The sequence below is a fragment of the Lacticaseibacillus suilingensis genome (genome assembly GCF_016861845.1).
Classification (GTDB): domain Bacteria; phylum Bacillota; class Bacilli; order Lactobacillales; family Lactobacillaceae; genus Lacticaseibacillus; species Lacticaseibacillus suilingensis.
Window position 1 is genome coordinate 37,644 of the sequence record NZ_BOLV01000017.1, and the last position, 11,339, is coordinate 48,982.

8 protein-coding genes are annotated in these 11,339 nt (G+C 53.1%); all 8 read left to right on the top strand.

What is annotated here, in order from left to right; all coding sequences use genetic code 11:
• The first annotated feature begins 29 nt into the window (after window positions 1-29).
• The gene (gene secA2 / locus JUF11_RS10410) at window positions 30-2,378 is read left to right on the top strand and encodes an accessory Sec system translocase SecA2 (RefSeq protein ID WP_204119551.1); all 2,349 of its coding nucleotides are present in this window, start codon (window positions 30-32) and stop codon (window positions 2,376-2,378) included.
• Between the two features lie 10 nt (window positions 2,379-2,388).
• Complete coding sequence (locus JUF11_RS10415; protein ID WP_204119552.1) at window positions 2,389-3,618, top strand: preprotein translocase subunit SecY; 1,230 nt, start codon at window positions 2,389-2,391, stop codon at window positions 3,616-3,618.
• 17 nt (window positions 3,619-3,635) lie between these two features.
• Window positions 3,636-5,210 (top strand): accessory Sec system glycosyltransferase Asp1, encoded by a 1,575-nt coding sequence (gene asp1 / locus JUF11_RS10420; RefSeq protein ID WP_204119553.1) that lies wholly within the window; start codon window positions 3,636-3,638, stop codon window positions 5,208-5,210.
• Window positions 5,211-6,770, top strand: a complete 1,560-nt coding sequence (gene asp2, locus JUF11_RS10425; RefSeq protein ID WP_204119554.1) for an accessory Sec system protein Asp2 — start codon at window positions 5,211-5,213, stop codon at window positions 6,768-6,770.
• A complete protein-coding gene (gene asp3 / locus JUF11_RS10430; RefSeq protein WP_204119555.1) occupies window positions 6,770-7,558 on the top strand; it encodes an accessory Sec system protein Asp3 in 789 nt (262 codons plus the stop codon). Before asp2 ends, asp3 begins: the two co-directional genes overlap by 1 nt.
• A gap of 30 nt (window positions 7,559-7,588) precedes the next feature.
• Entirely contained in the window at window positions 7,589-9,043 is a 1,455-nt protein-coding gene (locus tag JUF11_RS10435) for a glycosyltransferase (RefSeq protein WP_204119556.1), read from the top strand.
• On the top strand, window positions 9,043-9,894 hold the full coding sequence (locus tag JUF11_RS10440; protein ID WP_204119557.1) for a hypothetical protein: 852 nt from the start codon (window positions 9,043-9,045) through the stop codon (window positions 9,892-9,894). Before JUF11_RS10435 ends, JUF11_RS10440 begins: the two co-directional genes overlap by 1 nt.
• Before the next feature lie 227 nt (window positions 9,895-10,121).
• Window positions 10,122-11,315 carry a KxYKxGKxW signal peptide domain-containing protein gene (locus tag JUF11_RS10445; RefSeq protein ID WP_204119558.1) on the top strand — a complete coding sequence of 398 codons (1,194 nt, stop codon included), beginning with the start codon at window positions 10,122-10,124 and terminating at the stop codon, window positions 11,313-11,315.
• The last annotated feature ends 24 nt before the right edge of the window (window positions 11,316-11,339 follow it).

Sequence of the window (11,339 nt, forward strand, 5' to 3'; positions counted from 1 at the left end):
ACTGAAGCCAAAGGAACGATGATCCCGAGATGAATTTTTCCCTGCGTAGACATAAATACATCCGGCAAACCCGGCAAATCCAAGCCTTGATCAAGCAGTATCAGGCGCTCGGCGATGAGCAGCTGAAGGCGAAGACAGGCGAACTGCGCGCGCAGCTCGCCCAAGGCAAACCGCTAGATAAGCTGCTGGTGGAAGCCTACGCGACAGTCTGTGAGGCGGCGCGGCGGGTGCTGGGCATGGTGCCGTATGACGTTCAGATTTTGGGCGCCGTCGCGATGGAAGACCGCAACATCATCGAAATGAAAACCGGTGAAGGCAAAACGCTGACCGCCATCATGCCCATGTACCTGCATGGTCTGACCGGGCCAGGCAACTTCTTGATCACCGCCAATGAATACTTGGCCAACCGTGATGCCAAAGAAATGGGTGTCGTTTACCAGTGGCTGGGTCTGACGGTGATGCCTGGGGTGGCTGAAGAAGGCAGCGATGAGGAAGAACTAGATCGCCATCAAGTGTACAGCGCGGATATTGTGTACACCACTAACAGCGCTTTGGGCTTCGACTATCTCACCGACAACCTGGCTTCGACCGCTGATGACCGCTACATGCAAGGCTTCAATTTTGCTTTGCTGGATGAGGCGGATGCGGTGCTGCTCGATTCAGCCTCGACACCGCTGATTATTTCTGGGGCGCCTAGGCCACAATCGAATTTTTACGTATCTTCAGACCGGCTGATCAAGATGCTGGTGGAAGATGAAGACTTTGAACGCAGCGAAGACGAAAAGCAGGTCTGGTTCACGCCGGCCGGGATTATACGAATGCAGGCGTACTTTGGCGTGGACGATTTGCTCAGCAAAGACTGGGCCGATTTGTACCGGCATCTAGTGTTGGCCTTACGGGCGAATTACTTGCTAAAGCCTGATCGCGATTACATCGTGGCACATGGTGAAGTCAGTTTGATTGATATAACCAACGGCCGCGAGCTGACCGGGATGAAGCTGGAGGCGGGGATGCACCAGGCGCTGGAGGCCAAAGAAGGCGTCAATATCACCCAAGAAATGCGGGCAATGGCGCAGGTCACGTTCCAGAACTTGTTTCGCATGTTCCATCAGCTGGCCGGCATGACCGGTACTGCCGCCACGGATGCATCGGAGTTCATGGAAATCTATCACTTGGCTGTTTTTAAGGTGCCGACGCATAAGCCAAATATCCGCAAGGACCGACCGGACCGGCTGTTCATCAGCAATGAAGCCAAATTGTTGGCCTCACTCAAGGTAATTCGCCAGGCCTATGAGGATCAGCGGCCAGTGCTGATTGAGACAGGGTCGCTGGCGTTGTCGAATTTGTATTCACGGCTTTTGCTGCGCGAAGGCATTCCGCACAGCCTGCTGAATGCCCGCTCTGCTGCCAAGGAAGCGAACATTGTCGCCGAAGCTGGGCGGCCAGGCGCCGTGACCGTCGCGACGTCTATGGCCGGCCGCGGCACCGATATTCACCTTGGTGATGGGGTTAAGGCGCAAGGTGGGCTGCTGGTGCTGGGCACCGAGCGGATGGATAATCCGCGGGTGGACAACCAACTTCGGGGCCGTGCCGGCCGCCAAGGCGATCCCGGTGAAAGTTTGTTTTATGCCTCGTTGGAGGACCGCATTGTTTTGCAAAACGCCCCACGGCATGTGCGCAAGTGGACCGACAAACATGCGACCGCCCAAAAACAACGTTTGAGCAACCACGGCCGGTTTCGCCATGTGATCGATAATGCCCAGCGCGTCATCGCTGCCGGGGAGCGTTCTGAGCGGTTTTCCACCTTGCAGTACGGTGAAGTATTCCGAGTGCAGCGCGATAAAATCTACGAGCAACGTGATGCCATCATTGCCGGTGAGGATGTGCAAGGCAAAGTCGAGTTTGCCGTCAAGCAAGCGGCACAAGACTTTGTTGAAGACCATCGCCAGCCGGATGTGGCGGCGTTTTTGGATTTTGTTTATCAGCATGTCGACCGCGATTACAATCCCGCCCCGGTGCGCGAAAACCCAAAGCTCGCCGCCGACGTTGATTACTTGACTGACTTAATCATGCAGCGGCTGGCCGCAGTGCATGAAAAGTTACCCGCCGAGGATCAATGGGCCTATTTTGAACGGCTGGCCCTACTGAAGGCCATCGACTGGGAATGGATCGAGCAAGTGGACAACTTGCAGACCCTCCAAAGTGTCACCATGAATCGCAGCACGCAAGGTAGCAATCCCATGTATGAGTACCAAAAAGAAAGCCGGCGCAGTTTTAAGGTGATGAAGCGCGCCTTGTATCAAGGCGTGCTGGCCAATCTGCTGTGTTCGGAGCTCGTGGCTAAGGCCGATGGTACCGTGAAGGTTAATTTCCCTTAAGGAGGCAGCAATGAAAACCAATCATGATTTACTGAAACGCTGCCTCACCACGATGATGCTGGTGGCCATTTTGGCCCTGGGTCAGCAAATTCCGATTCCCGGTTATGATCTCACGGCCGCTTCCGATGCTTTGGCCAAATTCCAGTTTCTGAAGGTCTTCAGCTATGCCACTGGCGGCGCGTTGGGTGCCCCGACCTTGATGTCGCTGGGCCTCGGCCCTTACATGACGGCGCTGATCTTATGGCAGGCGTTGTCTTCCTTGGGCATTCCCGCTGTGGATAAGCTGTCCATGCGCACCGCCGGCTTCATTCAAAACGGCATCACCGCAGTGTTAGCGCTGGTGCAGGGTTTTGAAATGTTGTGGCTGAGTCGCTCGGCGCTGACGCCGCTCTATCTACCAGGCGGCAGCTATGATTTTTCCTTCCTAGTGGCGCTGCTCATTTTGACCGCTGGGGCGATGCTAGTGGTCTATCTGGCGCTGTACAACGCCGATCACGGAATCGGCAGTACGGTGATGCTGATTTTGCCGGGGCTAATTTTAAACATTCCGAACATGCTCCAAAACGGCTGGGGCCACTCGCCTTATCCGCTGACGCCGGAGCACATTGCCACGGCCTGCGTCGTGGGCGTGATTGTGCTGCTGGTGGCCGTGCCGCTGAACTACGGCGAAATTCGCTTTGAACTGCAAAAGCCGATGCTCGAAAGTGCCTTCTCTAAACCTTACTTACCATTGCCGTTTTTGACGGCGGGTTCGATGCCGTTCATGTTTTCGACCATGGTCTTCACCATTCCGCAAACGGTGGTGCAAGCCACCAACCTGCGTTTCTCCAAGATTGGCCAAGGCATTCTCGCCTGGACCGATTACCTGAACTGGCGGGGGATTATCACGTATGGGGTGATTTTGGTGCTGCTGGGCTTTGTGTTCGGCTTCGTGAACTTCCAACCCAGCAAGCAAGCCAAAACTTTGAAGGAAAGCGGCGACTACATTGCCGGCGTGATGCCTGGCGATGACACGGAAGCCTTCTTGACCCATCACTTCCTCTGGCTGACGGTGATCGGCAACAGCATCATCTTTGTCATTGCCTTGATCCCATTGGTCATCGGGCTTTACGTCAAAGGCGTCTCCAATTACACCTTGCTGATTGGGAATCTGTTTATCATGATCACCATTATTTCGACGGTGGTGCAGCAGTTCCAAGCACTGCGGCTCAAAAACCAGTACCAACTCTTCGATGAATAACCCTAAGGAGGTTCAGCATGCTGACATTAATGGTTGATTTAGACGCCGCGGATGCGCATCCGGACCTTAATCGGGTGGTGGAGCTGGCGCAAGTGTTCAAAGCTAATCAGCAGCCCTTTACCCTGATGACGGCCAAGGCCGCGCCGGATTTGCAGTTCATGCTGCACCAAGTGGGACTGGATACCGTGCCACTGGTGCGCTTATATGACCAGTTGCTAGGCATCCCCGAGCCAATCGGGACGCCATTGCAGTTGGCCGAAGTGCCGCTGCCGGCAGATTTGCTCCCCGTGTATGCTTGGCCGAACGTGAATTACTTTGATGGGGAGAGACTGGCCAAAACCGTCTCGCTGCATCCGCTTGGCTTTGTCTGGCAAATCACGGATTATGAGCCGACCGGCACACGCCGGGTGGCGCAATACGATGACCGCGGCAATCGCCTGTATGTTGACTACCGTGAACAAGGTAATGGGCTGGTCAAGCGTGAGTGGTTCGATGCTCAAGATCAGCTTGTGATGACCGAAGACCGTCAAGGCGCAGTGACCATGGCACCGCAAGTCGCGAGTCGTTTTGCCTTCAGTCACTATCCAGATCGTAGTGCGGTGCTGGCGGAAGTGATGGACCGCTGGGTGATGGCCGCTAGCCGCCAGCCGACGCTGGTGGCGACGATGACGCCAGCCAATCTGGCGTTGCGCCGGCAGCTGACGCTGTTCCCGCAGGTGATTTTCCTTGCGGCGGCCAACACTGAACTGAAAGTGGTGGATCGCCTCGGCGTTCAAGCCGCCGACCAAGTGGTGCTACCGACCCAGGAAGACCGGCGGCTGTTTTTGCAGCAATTCCAAAACGCCGCTGACTGGCAAGACCAAACCCAGGCAATTTTGCCTTATCCGACGACGTTGAGCCTTGGACATAGTAATGAGGTACCGACGATGATGACCTACTGGTTCGTTGGTGATGCCGATGAAGCCGAGTTCCGGCAAACGTTGGAGCAGATGCTGACCATGCTGCAGAAAAACCGCGCCAAAACGGTGATGATTGAAGCTGATGACGACGCGCGGGTGGAAGCCGGCCAGCGCGTCGTGGCCCATTGGCTCGAGACCAAACTAGGCGTGGATCTACAGTCTGAGGATTATCAAAACGTGATGGCCTATCTCAAGAAAAAGCAGGCCAATGAACTGACCCCGGCTGAGCGCAAGGCTGGCAAGAGTCTGCGGGAAAGTGCCGGTTGGGGGACTGCCAGTGCGGCTTACAATTTGCAGCAGCGCGTGGTGTTAAACCCACCGCTGCCGCCTGAGGATCAAGAGGCCGCGATGAGTGCCGCGCGTGTGTACTTGGATACCAGCAAGCTAACCAACCTGCGCTTGCAAATGCTGGCGATCAGCAATGCCATTCCGCAACTGGTGCGGCGCGCCAACGATTTTATCGAGGACCATCAAACCGGCATTGTGGTAGCAACGCCGGATCAAATCGTGCCGGGGCTGAGTTATTTCTTGGATACGCTGCATCATTGGAATACGGCGCAAGTGGGCAATGCGGCTTTGCTGGAGGCCAACACAGCCACCCACATTATGAACGAGTGGAAAAAGGTGATTTAAATGGCAACCATCAACGTTTTACATGTGGCGGCCCGTTCGTTGCCGCTATGGGACGCGTTAAGTGATGATTTTGAATATGATTGGTTGCCAGATGACACCGGGCAACCACTAGCAGGCCAGCCACTATTTTTGGCCAGCGGGCAGTTTAACCCGCGATATTTTCGGGCAATTATTTTGCTCGATGCGACCTCACCTTGGCTTGATCAGCCTGAACGGCTGCGGGCGCTGCCGGCCAATCAAATCATCTGCGATGTGCATGTGGCCTTGCCAGATGCGGCACTGGAGATTTTGAACCTGAAAAATGTGTTTTTCTTCGACTTCACTGACGTCAAAGGCTTGGCCCATGATCTCAATGTTGACTTTTTCGACGGCCAACACACTTTCGGGATGGGGCCGCAGTTCCTGCGGCTCGATCCGACTTATCGCGGCCCGCTGCGGCAAGAAGGCGGGGCGTATCGCGTCTTTACTGCCGCCAGTCCTGATTGGGTGCGGGTGGCGGCGCTGCCGAATCCGCAGTACGTGCCAGCCAATTTTGATGACCATCTCACCTTGGAATACGTCGAGCAGCCCGGACAAGCCGAGCTGATGATGGCCATTGACCTGCTGGCAGAAGGGGCGCCGACCCAGCGCATTAAGCTCACCGGCGACCATCTCCATGAAGGCTATCACCTGCTCGCAGAGGCGCCCACGGGGTTTAACGTGAGCTTCTACATTCGCGGCACCGGTGAAGTCAAACTGGGCAAGTTCCATGTGCGCCGGTCGCGTGGGCGGTATGGGGAAGTGCTGTTGAACTCGGTGCGGCTCCTTGATCCGGCTAGTGGCTATGGTGGCATCATTGCTTACTTCGACGCCGGCGACTTGAAGCCGCCGCTGAATGTCTTCTTCTCAGGGTTCCGCTCGGATGATGGCTTTGAAGGGCGGGGAATGATGAGTCGCCTAGGCGCACCGCATCTGCTGATCACCGATACCCGGTTAATGGGGGGCGGCTTTTATATTGGCAGTCCTGCTTTTGAACAAGCCGTGCTGGATCTGATCAAGCAAACCCTGAAGCGGCTGCATTTCACCCCAGATCAGTTGACCATGGGCGGCATGTCAATGGGCACCTACGCGGCCTTTTATTACGGTGCGCAGTTGCCGCCGCGGGCGATATTCGCCGGTAAGCCGCTGACCAACCTCGGCGCGATTGCCAAAGCGGGGAAAATTCTAAGACCTGGCGATTTTGAGGCAAGCTTTGATGTGCAACTTTACTATGAAGGCGACTTAAGCACCGCCAGCAGTGAGCACTTAAATCAGCGGCTGTGGCAACCATTCGACCATGCCAACTTCAGCCAAACCACCTTTGCCATTGCCTATATGCGCGAGGATGGTTTTGACACCGGGGCCTTCAAAAATGTCTATGATCGCATCAAAGAACGCTTCCCTGACGGTCATTTCCTGTATAAAGGCATCAGCGGGCGCCATAATGATGACACGCCGGCCATCGTGGCGTGGTATACGTTGCAACTGCGGCATTTTCTAGCCCATGAGTTTGACCGCCCTGAACTGGAAGGAGGAAGCTAATGACAGCCCTGTACAGTTTATTCTGGGAACCTGGCACTGGCGAAACCTTCGATTATGGTTCCTTAATTGATTATCAGCCCCAGCGGGTGGTGCAGTACCGCAACCCGCTGTTGTCGCCGAGCCGCATTATTCATGCTTGGCATGACAGCCAGTGGCAGCAACAGGCCACGCCAGCGGTACCGCTGCCGCTGCTTATTCCAGGCACCACGTATCAATTTTTCATTGATGCGGAGCAAACGCCGGCCAACTCAGTGGGGCTGGCCATTGATTATTATGATCGGCAAGGCCAACGCATCGACGATGATCTGCATGATGCGTTGCACGGCCAGTTCACCCTGCCGAAGCAGACGGCGACTTATCAGCTCAGTTTAATTACGTTGAATAATGAGCATTTGACCTTCCGCTCGCTGCTGATTGGGCCCGCTGCAGCGTTAAAAAACGCCCAGGTCGGCTGGCCCAGGACAGATAGAATTACAAATATTGACTGCGATAAATCCAATCAAGACGGTATACTTGATATCGTCTTGATGCGACAGCGCATCGGCGTTGAGGCACTGCCCATGCCGCAGGCGCGACATCAGGTGTATTTAAAGCTGAGTCCGACTGAGCTGGCGACACCTGAACTGGGTCAATCGGCCCTGCAAGCGCTAGTGAAACCGATTGTGGCTCACTATGGGCAAGCACGCGTCAGTCGCGCTAGCATTCGCACCAGCGGCCGCGGCACAGCGCAAGCAGCGAGTTGGCTGCAGCAGCTCCAAGCCGGTCTGGCGAACAAATCACTCCGATAATGGCTAAGTACGGAAAAAGGTGGCATATAAATGAATTTCTTTGTTAACGATGCAATGGGGATGGGTAATTCCGGCGTGGAACACGCGCAATTTTACCGGGCAAAGCGGTTTGATCAGGCGAAATTGCCGTACCGCTATATTTTTCTGGATTTGATTCCAGAGCTGCACAAGGCGATGGACCGCTGGGAACTGCGGGACGATCAGGTTATTAACATCTGGGAGTTTTTCACCTTGGGGGATGACTATGCGCTGACAGGGCTGAAGCAGCGTATCACCGCCAAAAAAGCGGACATTGTGATTGATGGCACCGACACGCACCGCAAGTCGGAAGAAGTGCTCGACTCCGGGCTGCGCGTCGTCAACCATCTGGTGAAGTATCCGGATATTCACAAACCAGAAAACAAGCTCCTGATGGTTTCCGCTGGGCGTACTGAAATCTTCAATGAAGCCACGGGCAAACGGGCCATCATGTATGAATATGTCGATGATCCGCACCGTAATCGCTTGGTGCGCAACATTCACATTTTTGATTACAACGGCAAGCACCTGTTCTTCCCTAATCGGGTGTTGATGTACCGGTTCTTCTTCAACCGGCTGAATGACCTCTATGGTGCACCGTCAACCTTCTTGATTGACCGGGGTGAAGAAGTGGATGAAGCTTTGATGAATCAGCCAATCCCTGAAGCTAAACTGGTTTACGTGGTTCACGCCGATACCTTGGGCGATCGCAACGACAAGCGCTATCCACTGTGGAACAACCATTATCAGTACATGTTCGACCACATTCAAAGTAGTGATCGGATTGTCGTGGCCACCGAATTGCAACGCCAAGATATCCTAGTCGATTTTCCTGACGTGGCCGACAAAGTGGTGGCGATTCCCGTCGGTGGGGTGCGTGACGGCATCAAGCCGCGTGAGCGCGCCAAGATGCAGGATCCAATTCGTGTCATTACCGCATCACGATTGGCGGCAGAAAAACATGTGGATTTGGCCATTAAAGCCGTGGCGAAGTGGCATGATGAAGACGGCGTCAACGTTGAATTCGATATTTATGGGCGCGGCGAAGAACAAAAGAAGCTGGAAGATGCCATTAAAGAAACCAACTCTGGCGACTACATCAAGCTGAAGGGCTTGTCCGATAATTTGGCTGAAATCTATCCTCAATACGACATCTTCGTGTCTGCTTCGTTCTCTGAAGGTTTTGGCTTGACCTACATTGAAGCCTTGAACGCTTCGCTACCAATCGTCACTTACCGGGCCCGCTTCGGCGCCACTGAACTGGTGCATGATGGCGAAAATGGGTTCTTAGCTGATTTCAAGCGCGATGACATGGACTACGATGTCGATACGCTGCATGAAGGCTTCAAACGCCTGCAAGCCGCAAACTACGGCAAGCTGGTGGCAAACACCACGGCTTCGCTGGATCAGTTCCAAGACCATGTGATTGCCGGTAAGTGGCAGAAGTTAATGGAGGGTCTGCGCTAATGAAGTATGAATTGCTGAATACCATCACGCCAGGGACCGAGGCCTGGGATCAGGTTGTGGCCCGCGCCAAAAAAAATCATGAACGGATCATTGTGTTGGCTGCCATGCCTAATTTTGCTGGTATCTTGAACCAAGCCGGGCTAAAAGGGGTCAGCCTCATCGATCGGGTTTGCAACCGCACCTACAAGAAGGACGACTACATGTTCTTCGACCGCATTCCTGTCCCAACCGGAGCCAAAATTGAGATGAACGAAGACGGCAATCTCAATGTCTTGTACGACGGCGATAAAATTGCCAACGTGTCGCTGTATCCGAATACTCGGCGCGCTGTTCAAGATGTGCGATACCTCAACCCTGATGGCACCTTGGACTACATTGAGGAATACGCCACGGATGGCTCGCATTACACCAACATCTACTACTACAACAACGAGATGCAGGAAATCGACTTTCTCGACATGCAAGAGCGGCCTGTGCTACGTTATTACTTGTACGAAGGCGTCATCAACTTTGTCACCATTGAAAACCCCGTGACCCGTGAAGTCACCGCCAAGTACAACAGTGTGCGTGAATTCGTGACAGCTGAAATGCCGAACATCGTCAAGCCGAATGACACCGTCACCATCAGCTACATGGGGATTGAACTGGATGCCCTGGGCCAAACCAACTCGCACAACATCCTGGCCATGGTCGAAGATCCATTCGATGAGCATCACGAAGTTCGGGGCAACTTACAGGCCATTCTCAAAAATGACATCAAGACGGTCCAAGAGGTCCAAGTGCCGGTCATCGCTTATCAAGAATTACAGAAAACAGACCTGCCAAGTGACAAATTAAAACTTCTCAAATAATTCAAAAATAAATTCAAAAAAGTTAATTAAATTACAAATTAAATTTCACAAGACAGGTCGTGTTTTTTAAGGCCTGTTTTTTTATTGTGTATGGGTGTTGTACAACCAAGGGATAAAATGGCTAATCCATATTATAAAACCCATTTTTCAGTTATTGAACTAAAAATATAAGCCACCCTGATTACAATAAATAATAGACGTTATATTGCAATATGGAGGTAATGCCGTTGGGAAAAAAGACTGGCAGTTCCGGAGATATTTTTAGGAACAATAGTAAAGTACGTTTTAAGATGTTTAAGGCCGGTAAAAGATGGCTTGTTGCTGGGACAGCAACGTTAAGTGGTTTACTGGGTGGTTTACTCATTGCACCGCACGCGGTTAATGCGGATACCACCACACCAACTGTCGCTAAGACAGTTGATCAGCAAGACACTTTGGCCACTCAGGATACGGCCACGATTCCAGTATCCTCACAGACCGGATCTCAGACGACCTCGACGGATGCTTCGGCGTCCATCGAAGCTTCGACGAGCACCTCGGTCAGCATTTCGCAATCGGCATCCGAATCAGCTCTAGTTTCAGAAAGTGCTTCGCAGTCAGGATCAACGACTGAGTCAGAATCATCATCAACTCAGTCATCAACTTCCTCCTCAACGTCTACTGCGACCTCCACTTCTGCAACGAGCGCTAGTTCTGTTGCCGTCAAAGCCGCAACTACTGCGGATACCACTCAAACCTTGGGCACGCAGCTTGGTTTGGGTGCAAAAGATACCGCATCAGTCAAAGATGGCCAGTTAACCATCAATGTTACTGATGACGCTTCTTTGACTGCACCTGTATTAGCTAACATTGCCCGTTACGTTTCAGCTAACGCTGTTAACACAACGGTCATTCTTACCGCTGGTGCGCAGATCACGAGTCGGGACGGTAAAGTTAGTGTCCTGATTTTGAATGGCGCCACGGCAGTAAGCAGTATACAAGATGGGAAAAACTTGGCTTCGGCAATTGGCCAAGTCACTGGCAAGGTACCAACTGTTGAAGGTATCGCCGCTACCGCTGCGGTTTCCGAAGCGATGGCCGGCTACACCACCAAGAGTGGGGCTGGACTCAGTATCCTAGGCGTTCAAATCTCTACCGGCTGGGATCAGGAACCTTCCAGCCAGAATGTTGCCATTGGGCAGAATGCAATCTTAATTGGGACAGTGTCAACCGCGATTTCTGAGGCGTTTGGCCAGGCACTGACGAACGCTGCAACAAGCGCAATTTCTCTTGGCACGATTTCCTTTAAGCCAACTTACAAATTGTATTCCAGTACTGGTGGCAGTTGGACCGACACAGGACTGACCAGTTCCACTGGGGTATTTTCTGTACTTGAATTTACAATTGAAGTGGAACATCAAATAAAAAGACTGGCCCACTAGGAGACAGCGTAGAATGTTGTTTGT

Excerpts from the sequence above, each read along its gene's own strand:
- asp1 (WP_204119553.1), top strand. The coding sequence starts at position 3,636 with ATGCTGACATTAATGGTTGATTTAGACGCCGCGGATGCGCATCCGGAC.
- asp3 (WP_204119555.1), top strand. The coding sequence starts at position 6,770 with ATGACAGCCCTGTACAGTTTATTCTGGGAACCTGGCACTGGCGAAACC.
- JUF11_RS10435 (WP_204119556.1), top strand. The coding sequence starts at position 7,589 with ATGAATTTCTTTGTTAACGATGCAATGGGGATGGGTAATTCCGGCGTG.
- secA2 (WP_204119551.1), top strand. The coding sequence starts at position 30 with ATGAATTTTTCCCTGCGTAGACATAAATACATCCGGCAAACCCGGCAA.
- asp2 (WP_204119554.1), top strand. The coding sequence starts at position 5,211 with ATGGCAACCATCAACGTTTTACATGTGGCGGCCCGTTCGTTGCCGCTA.
- JUF11_RS10440 (WP_204119557.1), top strand. The coding sequence starts at position 9,043 with ATGAAGTATGAATTGCTGAATACCATCACGCCAGGGACCGAGGCCTGG.
- JUF11_RS10415 (WP_204119552.1), top strand. The coding sequence starts at position 2,389 with ATGAAAACCAATCATGATTTACTGAAACGCTGCCTCACCACGATGATG.